Origin of the sequence: Thauera terpenica 58Eu, from assembly GCF_000443165.1 — a bacterium.
GTDB lineage: Bacteria > Pseudomonadota > Gammaproteobacteria > Burkholderiales > Rhodocyclaceae > Thauera > Thauera terpenica.
In genome coordinates this window covers 1-17,944 of the sequence record NZ_ATJV01000043.1, presented here as the reverse complement: position 1 = coordinate 17,944, position 17,944 = coordinate 1, and the positions used below count along the sequence as shown (strand labels likewise).

The 17,944-nt window shown below is 64.0% G+C and carries 11 protein-coding genes, 1 other RNA gene and 1 pseudogene; 4 read left to right on the top strand and 9 right to left on the bottom strand.

Features of this window, described 5'->3' with window-relative positions:
• Positions 1 to 33: 33 nt before the first annotated feature.
• From M622_RS25070 to M622_RS25050, 5 genes are all read right to left on the bottom strand, one after another.
• Positions 34 to 1,293, bottom strand: coding sequence for a sulfotransferase family protein (locus tag M622_RS25070; RefSeq protein WP_031346384.1), 1,260 nt, complete (start codon positions 1,291 to 1,293; stop codon positions 34 to 36).
• A 30-nt stretch (positions 1,294 to 1,323) separates the two neighbouring features.
• On the bottom strand, positions 1,324 to 2,514 hold the full coding sequence (locus M622_RS25065) for a DUF1214 domain-containing protein (RefSeq protein ID WP_021248323.1): 1,191 nt from the start codon (positions 2,512 to 2,514) through the stop codon (positions 1,324 to 1,326).
• 19 nt (positions 2,515 to 2,533) lie between these two features.
• Positions 2,534 to 3,550 carry a TIGR03617 family F420-dependent LLM class oxidoreductase gene (locus tag M622_RS25060; RefSeq protein WP_021248322.1) on the bottom strand — a complete coding sequence of 339 codons (1,017 nt, stop codon included), beginning with the start codon at positions 3,548 to 3,550 and terminating at the stop codon, positions 2,534 to 2,536.
• A gap of 200 nt (positions 3,551 to 3,750) precedes the next feature.
• The gene (locus tag M622_RS25055) at positions 3,751 to 4,806 is read right to left on the bottom strand and encodes an HD domain-containing phosphohydrolase (protein WP_021248321.1); all 1,056 of its coding nucleotides are present in this window, start codon (positions 4,804 to 4,806) and stop codon (positions 3,751 to 3,753) included.
• Between the two features lie 124 nt (positions 4,807 to 4,930).
• A complete protein-coding gene (locus M622_RS25050; protein WP_021248320.1) occupies positions 4,931 to 6,175 on the bottom strand; it encodes a nitronate monooxygenase in 1,245 nt (414 codons plus the stop codon).
• 199 nt (positions 6,176 to 6,374) lie between these two features.
• On the opposite strand from M622_RS25050, the gene ssrA reads away from it, so the two are divergent.
• Positions 6,375 to 6,701: a transfer-messenger RNA gene (ssrA, locus tag M622_RS39590) on the top strand.
• A 122-nt stretch (positions 6,702 to 6,823) separates the two neighbouring features.
• Here ssrA and M622_RS25045 read toward each other — a convergent pair.
• Positions 6,824 to 8,095 carry a sensor histidine kinase gene (locus M622_RS25045; RefSeq protein ID WP_031346381.1) on the bottom strand — a complete coding sequence of 424 codons (1,272 nt, stop codon included), beginning with the start codon at positions 8,093 to 8,095 and terminating at the stop codon, positions 6,824 to 6,826.
• On the bottom strand, positions 8,085 to 8,768 hold the full coding sequence (locus tag M622_RS25040; RefSeq protein WP_021248318.1) for a response regulator transcription factor: 684 nt from the start codon (positions 8,766 to 8,768) through the stop codon (positions 8,085 to 8,087). Before M622_RS25040 ends, M622_RS25045 begins: the two co-directional genes overlap by 11 nt.
• 147 nt (positions 8,769 to 8,915) lie before the next feature.
• Here M622_RS25040 and M622_RS25035 point away from each other — a divergent pair, with 147 nt between their 5' ends.
• Positions 8,916 to 10,895 (top strand): LTA synthase family protein, encoded by a 1,980-nt coding sequence (locus M622_RS25035; protein ID WP_021248317.1) that lies wholly within the window; start codon positions 8,916 to 8,918, stop codon positions 10,893 to 10,895.
• 737 nt (positions 10,896 to 11,632) lie between these two features.
• Here the strand turns inward: M622_RS25035 and M622_RS25030 are convergent.
• Both M622_RS25030 and M622_RS25025 read right to left on the bottom strand, forming a co-directional pair.
• Positions 11,633 to 11,944, bottom strand: coding sequence for an RES family NAD+ phosphorylase (locus M622_RS25030; RefSeq protein WP_245543036.1), 312 nt, complete (start codon positions 11,942 to 11,944; stop codon positions 11,633 to 11,635).
• 168 nt (positions 11,945 to 12,112) lie between these two features.
• Positions 12,113 to 12,796, bottom strand: a pseudogene (locus tag M622_RS25025) (transposase family protein); the annotation flags it as partial.
• A 481-nt stretch (positions 12,797 to 13,277) separates the two neighbouring features.
• Between M622_RS25025 and M622_RS25020 the strand changes: the two are divergent.
• Positions 13,278 to 13,499, top strand: coding sequence for a helix-turn-helix domain-containing protein (locus M622_RS25020; RefSeq protein WP_031346377.1), 222 nt, complete (start codon positions 13,278 to 13,280; stop codon positions 13,497 to 13,499).
• Complete coding sequence (gene pglW, locus M622_RS25015; RefSeq protein ID WP_084520670.1) at positions 13,496 to 17,848, top strand: BREX system serine/threonine kinase PglW; 4,353 nt, start codon at positions 13,496 to 13,498, stop codon at positions 17,846 to 17,848. Before M622_RS25020 ends, pglW begins: the two co-directional genes overlap by 4 nt.
• The last annotated feature ends 96 nt before the right edge of the window (positions 17,849 to 17,944 follow it).

The window sequence follows — 17,944 nt, the reverse complement described above, 5'->3', positions numbered from 1 at the left end:
TGATGGAGGCAAGCTCGCTCGCATCGCAGGCCATCAGAGCTCGTCCGGTACGTGGTGGAAGTGCTGATAGCGGGCAAAAATCTCCCGTTCCCTGGCGATCTGGTCGCGTTCGCCGACGCTGTACTGATGCTGGCCGAATCTGCCTTGGGGCTTTTCGGCCAGGTAGCTGAGCACGTTGCTGCGGGCCTGCTCGGAGAACGGCAGGCCCATCTGCTGATACAGTCGGGCGAGCGTTTCCTGGGGCTGGGCCATCAGATCGGCGAACAGGAGATCATGGATGCGGGATCGGGGGATGCTGCCGTCCTCGATCTGCTCAATGACCCGGTTGAGGCTGTGAGCATAGGCCTCCGGCGTCAGCAGGCGCTCGAAGGCGGCGGCATCGAATGGCTTGTCGCTGCGCATCCAGTAGAGGGTGCCGAGCAGATTGGTGACCGAAGCCCTGGCCTTGATCGGATCCCGGTGCGTGTAGACCACCTGGGCATCAGGAAACACCTTGAACAGCACAGGCAGGCTCTCGGTATGGGAGGGCGATTTCAAGAGCCAATGAGAACGAGGGTTCTTCCATTGCAACAGCTTCAGCATGCGCTTGTAGTAGGCATAGGGGACGGAGAGATCCGCCTGCGTCAGCCACTGGTAATAGCTGGGAATCTGGAAGATGCCGGTCAGGTTGTCGGTGACGAAGGTGCAATTCATGGCCACCTTGCACTCGTTGGGTATGCTTGCCCCCAGCTCGTGCATGGCGAGAAAGCTGGGGGCCACCCGATGCCATTGGGTCAGCAGGTGCTGGGCCTTCGCGATGCGCGGGTCGCTGCGGTAGGTAGCGGCCTCCGGTGGCGGACAGGGAAACATGATTTCCCAGTTGGTCGGGACGCCAAACTGCCCGTCCTGTGAAAGCAACTCGAACAGAATGGAAGTGCCGGAGCGGGCCTGGCCGACAATGAATACCGGCGCATCCACGATCTCGTCCTCGATCTCCGGATGGCGACGGTAGGTTTCCTCGATCTCCAGCCGCTCCTGAAGCCAGATCAGCAGATCGCTACGCGTCATCAGGCGGCCGAAAAGGTTGAGCTCCGCCTCCTCGTTTATCGCCTTGACCAGAATTTCAAAGGGCTCGCGCCATTCGTCTTTGCCGAAGTCGGAGAGGCCCGTGTTGGCCATCGCCGTGTCCAGCAGTTCCTGGGCGCGCAGGGGAACCAGGCTGGCAATGTCCATGCCCCTTCCTTCCTGGTTGAGCTTTGCCAGCCAGTCGGGGCGTGCTGGGGGTGTCCAGCCTGTCGGCGTGCCTGCGCTCATCTGGGCCTCTCCTGGAAAAGGGGATGTCGTTCAGATATTGCCGAAGCGGTTGATCACGCCCCGGCGCCGGGCTGCCAATTGTTCGCGGCGTCCATTCGGGCTGATGCGCTTCACGTCGGCCGGCAGATGTTCGGACAACTGCGCCGACTTGATCTGGGTGGCCACAGGGGCCGGGTAAGCGTCAGACAGCATCCAGCGGTAGCAGACATAGCCTTCCGCATAACCGGAGGGATCCAGCCAGTTGGGCAAGCCCGGATCTTCGTGGGCGATGACGACGATCAGTTCGCCGTCGCCTTCCAGTTGGGCGTAATGGCAGTTGGTGTTGGACAGCCGGTAGCGGTAGTCCATGGTGGTCCACCAGTAGTTGCCGAACTCCACCGCCCAGTATTGGCAGCGGGGAGGTCGCACGCGGATGATCAGGGCCTCGTCCGGCGGCAGGGCCCAGTAGGCAATCATGGGCTCGCCGCCCGGCGTGGCGTCGATGGCCTGATCTGCCAGTTGCTTGTAGGAGCGGAAGGTGTTGGGTTGGGCTTTCCACATGTTGATCATGTAGACCCAGAACTCGATGGACTCGTTGACCCATTTGGCCGAGGCCAGCAGTTGCCGTGCGAGACGTTGCGGTGTCGGGGGTGGCGGTGGGCTCATGTCGCCGGTCAATCGATCGATGCGCGCCTTCATGGGGCGCTCGTTCTCCCAGTCGGCGAAGAACTGACGGAAGGTGACGCGAAAGGTTTCCGGGGTGGTGCGCAGCCAGTTGCCGGGCTGGGGCTCGGGACTGCAGATGAGTTCGAAGCTGCCATCAGCGTCCACCTGAAGGTCATCGGCGAAGAGGGTCTGAGCTACCTTGCCACCCCAGGGGGTCTGGCCCTGCTCGACCGAGGTGACGGCGAAATAGCGGGCGCTGCCGCGGTCGCCGCTGATGCGGTAGGTGTCGGTGCCATTGATGGTGGCGCCAACATAGACCGCGTCGGTGTTGTCGCCGCCCTGCTTGCGCACGGGGTCGAAATAGTGCATCAACTCCGGATGGAGCGGATCCGCGTAGTCGTGTTGGAAGTTCAAGGCCAGCGATATGTTGCGGGCCAGGACCTCGAAACCGGCAGTGCGATCATTGACATGGGGTGGCACCGTGGCCCGGAACGGGATCTCTCCGGCTCTCTTCAACTCGTCGCAAAAGTCTGCCCAGCCCTGGCGCAGAACATCTTCGTCATCGCTAGCGCTCATCCTTGCTACCTCCTGGTCTTCATCCTTCCCGCTTGAATGCCTGCACGATGTCAGCCCAATGGCCAGGGTCGGGACAGCGGTTGTGGGTGATGCTGACGCCGTCGGCGATGCCGGCCAGACGAGCGCGCAGCTTGCCGGCGATTTCGTGACGCTCCCCCAGCACCGCAACTTCATTGAGGATCTCGTCGCTGATGAGGCCGGTCATGTCGTCCCAACGGCCCGCCTTGGACAGCCGATTGAGTTCGGCATGGACGTCGTCCCAGCCATGGCAGGCCAGTGTGGGCAGGTAGGCAGGCGTGGAGCCGTAGAAAGCCAGCTGCTTGCGCGCTGCCAATTTGGAGGCCTCAAAGGCTTCCTCGGTATCGGCGGTGACGACCAGGGTGGCGCAGATGATCTCGATATCGCTGCGCTGGCGGCCCGATTTGCTCAAGCCTTTTTCCAGCGCCGGCAGCGTGTTTTCCAGCAATGAGCGCCGCGTGTTGAAGGGGTGGCCGATGAAGCCGTCGGCGGCCTCGCCAGCGACCGCCGTCATCAGCGGGCCGAAGCCGCCGGTGAGTATCGGTGGCGGACCAAAGGGGTTCGGCCCCGGGTTGAAAGCCGGGATCATGATGGTGTGACGGTAGAACTTGCCTTCGAAGTTGAGCGGCGCCTTGCCCTCCCAGCAGTTCCAGATGGCCTTGATGGCCAGCACGATTTCCCGCATGCGTTCGGCCGGATGGGACCAGACGGAACTGAATCGCTTCTCGATGTGGGGTTTGACCTGCGAGCCCAGGCCGAGGAAGAAGCGGCCACCGGAGATCGACTGCATGTCGTAGCCCAGGTTGGCCAGGTTCATGGGGTTGCGGGCGAAGGCGATGGCGATGGCCGTGCCCAGGCGCAGGGTGCTCGTGTGCTCGGCCGCGACGGCGAGGGTCAGGAAGGGGTCGTGCTTGGCTTCGAAGGAGAAGCCTCCGTCATAGCCGATGTCCTCCAGTTCCTTGTAGATGGTGCGAGCCTTGCGCGGATCTTCCAGGGGGGCGGTGGTGTAGATTTTCATGCGGGCTTGTCCAAGGATGATTTGCGGAGTCTGAACCTCGTCGCAGCATCATCATCGACTGGAAGTTTCTCGGCAAGCCCGGCTTGCGCGTGGTGATGATGTTGCGTTGAACTTCAGAGGTGCCGCCACCAAGCCTGGGTCGCATACGCAGTGGGGTGTTCCGACGGCTGTGGGGCGGTCCAGAAACCCGGTCCGGAAAGCTATTGAACGGTCGTGTGTTCGGGTTCGTCGACGAAGCGGGTGTGGATGTCGAGTACCTCGTCCCAGCTCGACAGGAAGGCGTCGATGCAGCGTGCGTCGAAGTGGCTGCCCCGGCCTTCGCGCAGGAGCGCGATGGCGCGCGCGAAAGGCCAGGCGGGCTTGTAGGGGCGGGAGGAGGTCAGCGCGTCAAATACGTCGGCCACAGCGACGATGCGGCCCTCGAGGGGAATTGCCTCGCCAGCGATGCCGTTGGGGTAGCCTGTGCCATCGAACTTCTCGTGGTGAGACAAGGCGATGCGAGCGCCCAGTCGCAGCACTTCGGATGAAGAGTCCTTGAGGATGTCATGGCCGATGAGGGGGTGGCGTTTCATCACCTCGAACTCGTTGACTGTCAGACGTCCGGGCTTGAGCAGGATGGTGTCAGGGATGCCGAGCTTGCCGACGTCATGCATGGGTGCCGCCAGCAGCAGGGCGTCGGCAAGCTCGCTCCCCAGGCCCATGCGGCGTGCAATCACTGCCGAGTAGTGCGACATGCGCTGAATGTGAGCGCCGGTCTCGGGGTCGCGGAATTCGGCGGCGCGCGCGAGGCGGGTGATGGTTTCGCGTTCGCGGTCGAGAATCGCGGCGGTGGCCTTGCGCACCGCCACGCTGAGGGTCTCGGCGCGCTGGCGCGTGGCGAGGTGGGCTTCGCGCAGCTTGAGCATGTTGCGCACACGCGGTTCGAACTCGTGAGCGTCGATCGGCTTGGTCAGAAAGTCGTTGGCGCCACACTCGAGCGCCTCATAGCGCACCCCACGCTCGTTGTTCGCGGTCACCATGAGGATGGGCACGTCTTCGTGCTTGTGGCTGGCGCGTACGCGGCGAATGAACTCGAGGCCGTCGATGTCCGGCATCATGTAGTCGACGATGATGAGGTCGGGCTCGGTGTGCGCGCACCATGTCAAGGCCTCCTGCGGCGACTCGAATCCGTGCGATTCGACGCCGGGCAGGCGATCGACGAGCTTGACCATCAGCAACAGGTTGAGCGGGGTGTCGTCGACGATGACGATTTTCATGGGCGGCTATCAGGGAGCATGGACATCGGGACTATCGCTGCTAAACGCCGTGCAGGCGAGGAACTTTGCCCGCCTTGAAGCGCGAGCACGGTGTCATCCCGGGTAAACACCCCGGCTATCCGCTTCAGGCGGGCAGCGCGATCTTGTTGTCCGTGCTGAACTGGTAGTCGCGGAAGATATGCTCGGCGGTGAGGATGCGGTAATCACCGTTGTCCTCGCGCACCGAGGTGTCCTTGAGACGGTAGGTGTAGTGGCCACAGGTCCAGCAGTCGAAGTTGCGCATGTGGGTGCACAGACAGGTCTTTTCGAAGACCTTGATCTTCTTCGCTTCCGGATGAGCCGCGACCTCGCGGTTGTAGGCCTCGATGTACTGGCAGTTGCCGCTCGAGTCGAGCAGATAGCCGTAGGCTTCACAGTTGGGGCGGATGCCGCTGCCGATGGCGGGGCTGCTCTTGAGCATTCGCATCGGGTAGCCGGTGGGGGAGATCTGATTGACCTCGATCTCTTCCTCGCTGGCCTTGAAGTAGTGCTGTTGCACCGTTTCTGGCAGGCCGCATTCCTTCGCCACCGTGAAACGGGTGGCAACCTGCACCGCCGCCGCGCCCATCTCGAGGAAATTGACCGCGTCGGTGCCGGTGAAGATGCCGCCGGCCGGGATCAGGGGGATGTCGAGTTGCTGTGCCTTGAGCCAGTCACGCACTTCGACGACGATGGTGGCGAGATCGTACTGTGCCCAATCGAGCCCGAAGCCGAGGTGGCCGCCCGCGAGTGGACCCTCGACCACGACGAAGTCGGGTTGGCGGCCGGTGCGGGCGCTCTTCTTCAGGAACAACTGCAGCGCCCGCAGCGAGCTGACGATGATGCCAAGCCGGACGTCGTGAAAGCGCGGGTGGTCCTCGATCAGTGCGAACGAGCCCAGGTGCAGGCCGGCCGCCAGGGTGATGCCATCGATGCCGTTGTCCATCGCCGCTCTGAGCCGCGCCCTGAGGGTTTCCTTGGGCGAGTTCATGGTCAGCTTCTCCATGCAATTGATGAAGATCTGGCCGCTGCCCTGCTTGCGCTCCATCGTGCGGCTGACATGGGTCGCGGTGGCCTCGGCAATCAGACCAAGATCGAACTGCACGACCGATTTGTCGGTATTGGCGACGTTGAACTTGTACTGCTGGAGCTTGTTCTTGACGTACTTGGTGTTGTAGCGGCGATCGGAAACCGTCGGCAGCATGGCGTCCGAGATGTGCCCGACGCCGCCCAGGCGCGCCGCCTCGAGGGCGAGGTCGGCCGTCGAGATGTCGACGCCCATCCCGCCCACCATGATCGGCACCAATTCCTGGGATCCCAGCTTCAGGCGAAAGTCGTCAACACGCTTCATTGCATCGAGTCCGTTAGTTCGGCAGTCCGGCATTATCACCCGAGTCGAGTCTGCGGCCCAGCCCTGTGCCGTGCTTAAGCGCCGGTATCGAGCTCGGTCAGCTCCGCGGGCGACCCCGGGTAGTGGGGAGCTTCAGCTGGTGTGCGTGCGACGCTGGTGCGAGGCTTGACAGACGCGCTTACAACTTGGACGGGAAATGACCAGTGCAACCATTGAATGTCGCGGCCGGCCTGCGTAAGATGCAAGCCATGGTTGTAATCCCGGCAACCCGGAGGCGTTCTGGACAGGGGTTCGATTCCCCTCACCTCCACCCAAGTGCATTCGGGAGTGTGCTTGGGTGGGGGTGTACTGGTTTCGACAGGGCGGGCAAAGGTGCGCAGGCAACTCGAGAGGCGACGGACGTAATCCGCGCAAAACCATAAACGCCAACGATGAGCGTTTCGCAGTAGCTGCATAAGCTGACTGCCGGGGCCGCTGAAGCCTTGTAACCCAAGAAAGCCGGTGGGGACTTCGGTCCCCATCGTCACGTCTGGCGTCTGCCCGTTGTTGCGCTGTTGATTACGCCCGCTGTCGATTGCCGCTGTCGATTGCATGAGGCCGGCGCGCGCATCAAGCTGGCCGCAGCCAAGCCATTCCCAAAAAAATACCTCAAGCGGTGCTGTCGAGCACCACATGAAAGCAAGTGCCGCTGGGCTCGAGATCCCGAATGCGGATCGTCCATCCTTGGTGGGTGCAGATGCGTCTGACCAGCGACAGGCCAAGTCCGAGGCCTTCGCCGCGCGCATGTTCGCCGCGCACGAAGGGCTGGAACACCTGCTCATGCTGTTGCTGCGCGATGCCCCAGCCGCTGTCTTCCACCCGGAAGCCGCCACGCTCGGCGACAAGCCGGACACGCCCCTCGTCGGTGTAGTGCAGGGCGTTGCGCAACAGATTGGAGAGTACGGCGCGCAGCAAGGTCGGGTTGTAGACGCCCGTATCCTGCCCCTCGCTGCCGAGCTCGAACGCCAGCCCCTTGGCACGTATCTGCGGCCCCCAGTGGGCGGCTTGCTCATCAAGCACTTCTTGCAGCGTGCAGTTGGCCGCGAAGGCGGTCTTGTTCGTCTTGCTGCGCGCCAGTTGCAGGAAAGTCTGCACCAGCTCACCCATTTCCTCGCTCGCGCGCTCGATGCGCCCGAGTTGTTCGCGCTGGCGTGGCTCAAGCTGTGCGTGCTGCAGCAGTTCGCATGAGGTGGCGATCACCGTCAGCGGCGTGCGCAGTTCATGGCTGACATCACTGGTGAACAGCCGCTCGCGCTCGAGTGAGTCGCGCAGCTGCCCGAGGGTGCTGTCGAAGGCCGCGGCCAGCTGCCCGACCTCGTCGTCGGCATACTCGGCTGCCAGCGCCGGCGCCAGGGGGAGCAGCTGGTCGCGATGGCTGACTTGCCGGGCCAGCCGGCTGACTGGCGTCATGACGCGCCTGGCCATGAGCCAGCCCAGTCCCCAGGCGCCCGCCACCGAGAGCAGGAAGCCGGCGAGCACCACGTTGAACAAGGCCTTCTCGCGCGCCTCGAACTCGTGTTGTTCCTGCACCAGCACGAAGCGCTCGCCGTTGAGGGTCTGGATGTAGACGTAGAGTGCACGCTCCCCGTCGACCAGTTCGGTGAAGCCGTCGTCGAGTGCGGAGTACTGCGGCGGGACCTCATAAGCGCTGTGACTGGAGGCGTAGAACCGAGTCGCAGGGCCCAGGCGTGGCGGGCGTTGGTTGCGCAGATCATCCTGCAGCACGGACTCAAGCTCGCGCTGCATCTCCTGCGACACCAGGTGCTCCTCGAGTACGTGCACGATGGCCACGATGCCCAGCGAAAAGGTGCCACTGACCAGCGCCGTCATCAGCACGAAGGCGACGACGATGCGACGCATCAAGGGTTGCCTAGAGCGCATCGTCGCTCTCGGCCAGACGAAAGCCGACGCCGTGCTGGGTGTGCAGCAATGGCCGTGCAAAAGGCTTGTCGATCACCTGACGCAGCAGGTGGATGTGACTGCGCAGACTGTCGCTGTCGGGACAGTCGTCTCCCCACAGCGCCTCCTCGAGTACCTCGCGGCGCACCACGGCGGGGCTCTTCTGCATCAGCAGCGCCAGCAGCTTCATGCCCAGCGGGTTGAGCTTGAGAGGCTTGCCGGCACGGGTGACGAGCAGCGTATCGAGGTCATAGACCAGGTCAGCCACTTGCAGGCGGCGCGTGCGGCTGCCCCGGCTGCGGCGCAGGATGGCCTCGATGCGGGCATGCAGCTCGGACAGGGCGAAGGGCTTGAGCAGATAGTCGTCGGCGCCGGAGCGCAGGCCTTGCAGGCGATCTTCGAGCGCGTCGCGGGCGGTCAGCATCAGGATCGGCACTTCGCTGCGCGCCTCCTCGCGCAAGCGTCGACATAGCTGGTAGCCGTCCATCCCCGGCAACATGATGTCGAGCACGATCAGGTCATAGTGCTGGCTGGTGGCCAGGTGCAGGCCGCTGAGGCCGTCCTGGGCGCAGTCCACGCTCCAGCCCTTGAGCTGAAGATAGTCCATGACATTGGCCAGAATGTCGCGATTGTCTTCGACCACCAGGATACGCATCGACCACTTCCCTCTACATGGATTGACGTTTTCTTCACATCGCCTTGACGCAGCGCTCACGTCGAGGGCGACAGACTGCGGCTCGTTCATCTGCCACAGACTTTCACGATGCCACAGCTTCGCTACGCCCAAACACGATATCTGAGTGTGCTCCTGCTCAGCTGGCTGCTCGTGTTCTTCCTCACCCGCACCGTCCTCCTGCTCGCCCATCTCGCCGACGCCGATGCTGGACTGTTCGACGTGTTGCGCCTGTACGGCATAGGCCTGGTGTATGACCTGAGCTTTCTGCTCTATGCCGCGCTGCCGCCGGCGCTCTACGTGCTGCTGTGCCCGAAACGGCTGTGGCGTAGCAAGGGCCACACTTTATTCCTCCATGTGCTGACCGGCCTTGCCTTGTTTGCGATGTTGTTCGTTGCGGTGGCGGAATGGCTGTTCTGGGACGAGTTCGGGGTGCGCTTCAACTTCATCGCGGTGGACTACCTGGTCTACTCGGACGAAGTCATCAACAACATCCTCGAGTCCTACCCCATCTATCCCGTGCTGGCCTTTCTGGTGCTGCTGGCAATGGCCGCCACGGTGGGGCTGAGGTCGACCCTCAAGCGCGCGCTTGCAGCGCCTTTGCTGCAAAAGTCCGCTGCCCTGTTGTACGTGGGCGCGCTGGCGGTGGCCGCCTTCGCCGTCAGCGCCGTCATCGGCCAGAACTTTCCGCTCGCCATGGGCGGTAACGTCTTCCAGCGCGAACTGGCGAGCAACGGCCCATTCCAGTTTTTCGCCGCTTTCCGCAACAACGAACTCGATTACCAGCAGTTCTACGCCACCTTGCCCGACCCGCGTGCCGCTGCGCTGCTGCGTGCAGAGCTGAGCGAGCCCATCGCCCGCTTTGTCGGAAGTGATCCACTGGACATTCGCCGTGCAATCGACAACCCCGGACTCGAGCAGCGTCGCAATCTGGTGCTGGTCACGATCGAAAGCCTGAGCGCCAAATATCTGGGCAGCTTCGGTGACCGCCGCGGCCTCACCCCGAACCTGGACGCACTACGGGATCAGGGCCTGTTCTTCAGCAATTTTTACGCCACCGGCACGCGCACCGATCGCGGCCTGGAAGCCATCACCCTGTCGATACCGCCGACGCCGGGGCGCTCCATCGTCAAGCGCATCGGGCGCGAATCGGGCTTCGCCAGCCTCGGCCAGCAACTCGAGGCCAAGGGGTACGACAGCGTGTTCGCCTATGGTGGGCGCGGCTACTTCGACAACATGAACGCTTTCTTTGGCGGCAATGGCTACCGCATCGTCGATCAGAGCAGCGTGGCTGAAGACCAGATGCATTTTCAGAACGCGTGGGGCATGGCAGACGAGGACCTCTATGCCCAGGCGCTGAAGATCGCAGATCAGGATCACGCCGCCGGCAAGCCCTTCTTCCTGCAGCTGATGACCACCTCCAACCACAGGCCTTACACCTACCCTGATGGCCGCATCGACATCCCCTCCGGTCGTGGGCGGGAAGGCGCGGTGAAGTACACCGACTACGCCATCGGCCAGTTCCTCGATCGCGCCCGTGACAAACCCTGGTTCAACAACACGGTGTTCGTCTTCGTGGCGGATCACACCGCCGGCAGCGCCGGCAAGGAAGACCTGCCGGTGGCGAACTATCACATTCCGCTCTTCATCCTCGCGCCCGGCCTGGTTGTGCCGCATGAGGTGTCCACGCTGAGCAGCCAGATCGATCTCGCTCCCACCTTGCTGGCTCTGCTCAACATGGACTACGTCTCCACCTTCTATGGACGCAATGTGCTGAGCGATGAGACTCGTCCGGGGCGCGCGCTGCTCGGCAACTACCAGCATCTCGGCCTGTTCGACGGCAAGGACCTCGCCATCCTCAGCCCGCGCCGCGGCATGCGCCGTCACGATGACGCGCTCGGTCTGAGTCATGAGACGAAAGTGGATAGCGAGGACCCGCTCCTGCGCCGCGACATCGCCTATTACCAGGGCGCCAGTCATGCCTTCGGTCAGCACTTGATCGACTGGCAGCCCCGGCCAGCGCCTCAGGCGCTGCTCAGTCAGCGCCATCAAACTGGCAATCAAGCTGGAGAAACCGTTCGCTCCGAGCCTGTCGAAGGGCTTAGATGAAAAAGAGCCAGGGCTCCCGGGCACCGTCCCGGCTTACGATCGGCTGATTGTGAAGAAGTGTCGACCGAATCGACATGACATCTTTTCATGTCGATATATGAGGAAAATCCGTACAGGTTTGGCTTGGGCATCCTCGCCGAGTTGCCCTTCACTTCGAGCGCTGTGAGCAAGCTACGGTGACCTGTCCCCGCAGGAGTGCGGCCATGCGGGGCGCACCAAGAAAAAAGAGCCCAAGATTTCTCCTGAGCTCTTGATCCTGTTGGTGGGCCCTGCGGGATTCGAACCCGCAACCAAAGGATTATGAGTCCTCAATATGTAGATTTTCAGGCAAAAAATGATTTATATTCAATAAAATGACGGGTCAAAAATTGCACACAAAGCTGCACATATCGGCCGTTTTAGCGGCTATGTGCAATCCGATCGCACACGATTGCACATAGAACGTAGCGAGCCCCGCGCACGCTACGCAGGCAGGCTTAGCCGAGGGGAATAAACAGCAAAAGAGGCTCATGCAGCGTAATCAATAAGCATAAAAAATCAATAGGGTAGGGGAGTCTGCCGACGTTAGAGTAGAGTCATGTAGCCTAGGCGAGTCTGCCGACGGGAGAAACGCGTTTGGCGGCACTGAGCGAGGCCTCCGGCGCCCCTGCCACCGCTGGCGCGTTGAGCCGATTCAGCATGCGCTCAGCACGACTTATGGCGCCCGCAATGGCGGGGGCAATCTGCATTTTGATCGACTATCCTAGGTTGCGGAACAGTTGCATATCGACCGCGAGCGATACAGGATCACCGAGACGGATACGGGCGAAGTCGGGATGCTTTGGATTCAGCAGGTAGTTGCGCTCGGTCGGGAGCACCGCGCTGGGCACGCTCAGAACCGCTGAACGCGCACTGTCGAGCCAGGCGCGGCCGATTTCATGCAAAGCACCGCGGGCACCGAGAGCTCGCCAGTCGGTAGGCAGGGATTCGACGTTAACGCGCGTTTCGGGCAAATCGACGTGCGCGGGAATCAGCACATAGTTTGCTCGCAAGCGGTCGTCCTGCACCATGAGCTCGAGCAAAGCCAGGGATTGTGACTGCGCGGTGTAGATCTGCGTATTCCACGCAAACTGGACACGCATTCCACGCCAAACTGGACAGTCGCGCACCTTCGCAGTCAAAAGCGGATGCCGCGAATCGCCCCGTGACGATATGCCAGACGGTGCGCTTCAAACGAATACACCGTGCGCGATGCGACCGAGCGTGTCGATGCAGGCATGCTCGATGGTCAGCGGATCACCGCCGTGGCTACGCATGTCCTCGGCAAAGGCCTGCAGCGTGGTGTGATCGCGCCCCGGGGTGGCAAACAGCAAGCGTTTGAGCTCGAGGTCATGCACGACGGTGATGTACTCATGTCCGCGCTTGACGCTGGTCTCGTCGATGCCCACGTAGCGCACGCCCGACATGTCGTCCTTGGCGCGGGCAGCCTCGACGTAGTGGCGCACCCGCCGCCACATGCGCTTGGGCGCAACCCGCATCTGGCCGGCTACCTGGCGCACCGGCATCTCCCGGCACAACGACAGGCTCAGCGCCTCGAACAGCAGGGTAAAGCCGCTGCCCTCGCGCGCCCACGGCACCGGCAACTGCGTGGTCTTGCCGCAACCGCTGCACTGCACGCGCGGGATCTCAGCATGCAACCAGGCTTCGAACTGAAAGAAGTCGAGATGACGCCAACTGCGCCGTACCCGGTCGTGAATCAGCTCAGGCTCGGCCCCGCACGCCGGACACGCTGCACGCTTGCCGGTGTGCTCGACCTCGAAGTCGATGCGTCGCTTGCTCGTGTTGAGCTCGACCTTGGCAACGTGCCAGGGCGGCTGCAGGCCAAGTGCGGTGGTGAAGAGGGCTTCGATCTGGGTGCTCATGGTGTGCGAGGTCAGCGTCAGGGTCGGGCGGTTGTAGCACTCGCCGTCATGTTTGAAGAGTCAATTTCCACTGGAAACGGCTTAGAGCCAGCTGGCATCCCTGGAATGGGTGTCCCGGTTCAACCATCACGGGCAGCTCGAACCCAAATGTCATATTTCGCCCGCAGAGGCTGACACTACCTGACACTACTACAGGCAACTCGCCAGTCAGGCCATCATCGTGGCCTGACTTGAACCAAGCGGCCTCCACGGAAGCCGGGGCGATTCAGTGCAAGCAAAAGTCCCTTTCTGGTGCGGGTGTTGCAGGGCCACCTCCCATGTATTCACGGCTCGCCGCGCCAATGTGGGCGCCTCTCGCTTTTCCCCCGAGTACTCCTTTCCATGAAAATGTATTTGCCGGGCTCAAATAAAAATACTACGCTGCGCAGCACCCCGACCCATTGAGGCCCCTTCCGCTACACGGGGGAAACCTACCCGACCCATGATCCGCTGCCACCTCTCCACCCTGATGCATCGCGACAAGCTGCGCATCGCTGATGTCGCGCGGCTCACCGGGCTTAATCGCAGCACGGTCACGGCGCTGTACCGCAACACTGCGACGCGCATCGAGCTTCCGGCAGTTGATCATCTTTGTGCGCTGTTCCGCTGCTCCGTCGCAGATTTGCTCGAATACATGGCCGACGAGCCGGGGAGGGAGGCATGAGCATGGGACCGTCACGCTGGCACGTCATCGCCGAATCAAACTTTGCCTGGGAGCGTGAAGCGCTCGACTGGCTGCGAGAGCAACTGCCCGACCGCGAACCCTGGCACGTCTGGAGCAACTTCGAGTTCATCGATGACCAAGGCAAGGTCAATGAGGTCGACGCCCTGGTGCTATCGCCCGCCGGTCTGTTCCTGGTCGAGATCAAGAGCCGCCCCGGGCGCTTGTCGGGCGATGCGCACTCGTGGACCTGGGTGACGGACGCTCACACCCGCACCATCGACAACCCGCTCCTGCTTACCGACCGCAAGGCCAAGCGACTCGCCAGCCTGCTGCGTCGGCAACCGGCCATCGCCAAGGCCAAGATCCGCCTGCCCTTCGTCGAGCCGCTGGTGTTCCTGTCCGCAACCGCGCTCGATTTCCGGCTCACAGGCTCCGCTGCAGCTGGCGCCTATCGGCGCGGGCGCCCCGGTGCCGATGACGATGGTGGCATCGTCGGTGCCCTGGCGCAGGGGCTGCGTGGGCCGATCCGTCACCCGGTCGACCACCAGCAGGCGCGCGCCATCACCCGCGGGCTCACCGAGGCCGGCGTGCGGCCATCCAACAAACATCGCCAGGTCGGCGACTACGAGCTGGTCAAGCTCATCTCCGAGGGCGAGGGCTACCAGGACTGGCAGGTGCGCCACGTCAGCGTCGACACGGTGCAGCGGAGGGTGCGCATCTACACCATCTCCACCGCGTCCAGCCCGGAAGAGCGCGGCGCCCGAGCCCGCCAGGCCCGCCGCGAGTTCGAGGTGCTCGAAGGCATCGACCACCCTGGCATCCTGCGTTGTAACGACTACAAGGACAGCGAGCTCGGGCCGGCGCTCATCTTCGATCATGACCCGGCCTCGGTCCGCCTCGACCACCTGATTCGCGAGCGTGGCCAGCACCTCACGGTGGACCAGCGCCTGCAACTGGTGCGCGACATCGCCGAAGCGCTCAAGTACGCCCACGGCAAGCGCTTGTATCACCGCGCCCTCGGGCCGCAGAGCGTGCTCGTGCGCCAGGATGGCAGCGGGCTCAAGGTCCAGTTGATGAACTGGCAGACCGCCGCCCGCGACGTCGATGCCGACGACACTGTGCATCGCACCACCGGCACCCAGCACGTCGAGGCTTATGTCGAGGACCCCGGCCTGGTCTATCTGGCGCCCGAAACCACGCGTGCAGACCCGGTCCATGGTGCCGAGCTCGACGTATTTTCCCTTGGTTGCCTCACGTTCTTGATCTTCAGCGGCCGTTCGCCCGCCTCGTCGACATTGGAGCTCACCGTCAAGCTGCGCGAAGGCCAGGGCCTGCGTCTGTCGGATGTGATGGATGGCTGCGGCAAGAAGCTGCAGGAACTGGTGCAGTACGCCACCCACCCGGACGTGCTCGGCCGCTACGACACCATCCAGGGTTTTCTGGCCGACCTCGAAGGTGTGGAGGACGAGCTCACCACGCCCGACCCCGAAGCCACCGTCGATCCCAGCGATGCGGTCAAGGGCGATCGGCTCGAAGGCGGCTTCACCGTCGTCACGCGCCTGGGGCGAGGCTCGTCCAGCATTGCGCTGCTCGTGCAGCACGATGACAGCGGCGAAGAGTTCGTCCTCAAGGTGGCCAACGACCTCGCCCACAGCGACAATCTGCAGGCCGAAGGCGAGGCGCTGGCCAAGCTGCGCCACCCCAACATTGTCGAGTACCGCCAGACCCTGCAGATCGCCGGGCGCACCGCCTTGGTGCTCAAGAGCGCTGGCGAGCACACCCTGGCCGAAAAGCTCAGGGACGGTCGCCTGTCGCTCGACTTGCTGCGCCGCTTCGGCGAGGAACTGATCGAGGCGGTGCGCCACATCGAGGACAAGGGCGTCATCCACCGCGACATCAAGCCCGATAACATCGGCATCAGCGGCGGGCGCGGCGGCAAACTGCAGCTCGTTCTGTTCGACTTCTCACTGTGCCGCACTCCGGTCGAGAACCTCAGCGCCGGCACGCCGCCCTACCTCGACCCCTTCCTGCCGCTGCGCCCCGGCAAGCGCTGGGACCTGTACGCCGAGCGCTTTGCGGTGGCCGTCACCCTCTACGAAATGGCCGTGGGCAAGGCGCCGCGCTGGGGTGATGGCGCCAGCTCACCGGTGGTGGTCGATGGCGAACTTGTGTTCGAGACCGGCGTGTTCGACCCTGCCATCCGCGGTCCGCTCGACACCTTCTTCTCACACGCCCTGGCCCGCGACTTTCGCGAGCGCTTCGACAATGCCGAAGACATGTTGCGCGACTGGCGCCGCGTCTTCGAAGTCTTGTCGACCACCCATCCGACCTCGGCCCAGGGCTTCGAGGCCATCGCTTTTGCCGCCAACGCCGACACCACCATGGTCGAGCTCGGCTACAGCCTCGAAGCGCGCGATGTGCTCGAGCGCATGGGCATTCACAACGTGCGTGAACTGCTTGCGGTCGATCGCATCCGCTTCCGCTACCTGCGCGGCGTGGGTGACAAGATTCGCAAGGAGATCCGCCTCAAGGCCAAGGAGCTCGCCCGGCTGCGCCCGGACCTGACCCAGGGGCGTGGCACGCTGCATGACACGGAGGAGGGCGGCGGCAAGAGCACCGACAAGCGCGCCATCAGCGTCAACGAGCTTGCCCGTCAGTTGTTGCCGCGGCGCCCGGCTGGCGACGACCGCCCCGAAGAGGCCGCGCTCGCCTACTTCCTCGGGCTGGACGAGGACGCCGAGGGCGGCAGCCCCGCCGCCACTGACCCGGGCCAGCCCCGCACTTCGCCAGGCCCGGCTGGCACCTGGCCGGCACTCGGCGCGGCTGCGACCGCCCACGGCCTGGACCGCAAGGAACTCACCGACACTCTGGTCAAGGCCCGCGAGCGCTGGCTCAAGAATCCGGCCTTCACCGAACTGCGCAACCAGCTCGAAACCCTGCTGCACGGCCAGGGCGAGGTCATGACCAGCACCGAGGCCGCACTCGCCCTGCTGGCCTTGCGCGGCTGCGCCGAACAGCGCGACGACGAGCGCCTGCGCCTGGCCAGCGCGGTGCTGCGCGCAGCCCTCGAGGCCGAGAGCCACCTCGAAAAGCCCCGCTTCGAGCTCTTCGACCACGCGGCCACCCCGCTCGTCGCTACCAGCTCCGCCTGGGCGGACTACGCGCACCGGCTCGGTGACGTGGCCGACACCTGCGCCTTGACCGATCCGCTGTTGCCGCTGACGCGCGTCATGCAGGCGCTCGAAGGCATTCGCCCGCCCGCGCCGGTCGATGACCATGCAGCCGATGTGCAGCGCCCCATTCCGCCAGCCCGCCTGCTGCGCCTGGCCACCGCAGCCTCGCGCACTGCGGCGCTTTCCAGTCGGCAAGAAATCTACCCGCGCAACATGCCGGCCCTGCAGGCGCTGCGCCAGTCCCTCGGCGCTCTGGTCAGCCTCAAGGAACTCGAAGTCGCCGACCTCAAGGCGCGCGTGCGCGGCCGCTACCCCCTCGCCGAGCTCTTGCCCGACCGCCCGCGGCTCGACCGCCTGCTCGAAGAGGTCGACGCCCCTTTCCGCTGGGATGACGAAGCGCGCCTTTACCGCCGTCTCCAGTCGGGCACCACCAGCAGCGGTACCACCGCCTTCCAGCGCCTCACCACCGTCGACGGCCTCGCTCTGGCCGACGCCGCGGTGCAGGGCGCGCAGGCGCTCGAAGACCGCCTGCAGCGCAACCTGCGCCAGGGCGGGCTGCTGGTGCTGTGCGTCGATCCGCGCCTTGTCGTGCGTGCCGAGGCCGAGCTGCTGCGCCGTTTCGGGCCGGGTGCGGCGGTCGCCGGCGGGCTCGCCCGCTGCAGCTTCGACGCCCTCATGATCCAGGCCCTGCGCGCGCAGGCCCAAGCCCTGGGCGCCGACTGGAACGTCATCCTGCGCGCCGACGGCGCCGCCCACGACAGCCGCGACTGGGCCAACCTGCAGCGCCTGGTGCAGCGCACGCTGCCCGGCCTGCGCGACCGTCTGCTCGGCAGCGCCGATCCGGTCCTGCTCACCAGCCCGGGCCTGCTTGCCCGCTATGGGCTGATGAGCCTCGTGTCCGAGCTCGAAGCCCAGGTCGGCCGTCCCGGCTGCACGCCCGCGCTGTGGCTGCTGCTGCCCACCCGCCGCCAAGGCCTGCCGACGCTCGACGGGGTGCCGGTGCCGCTGGTCCACACCAGCGCCGCTGCCGACGTACCGCAGTCGTGGATCGAAAACCGCCATCGTGCGCAAGGTGGAGACAAGCGCCCTATCGCGCCGCCTGGCAGCATGCAGGGGCGCGACTGGCAGATGGCGGATGATTTTGACGCGCCTTTGTCGCCATGGATGGAGCCATGAGCTTCGGGTTCGTGGTGCGTCACGAACGGCGATTCGCGGCTGAAGCCGCTCCTACAGCGAGGAAACACCCCCGTAGGAGCGGCTTCAGCCGCGAAC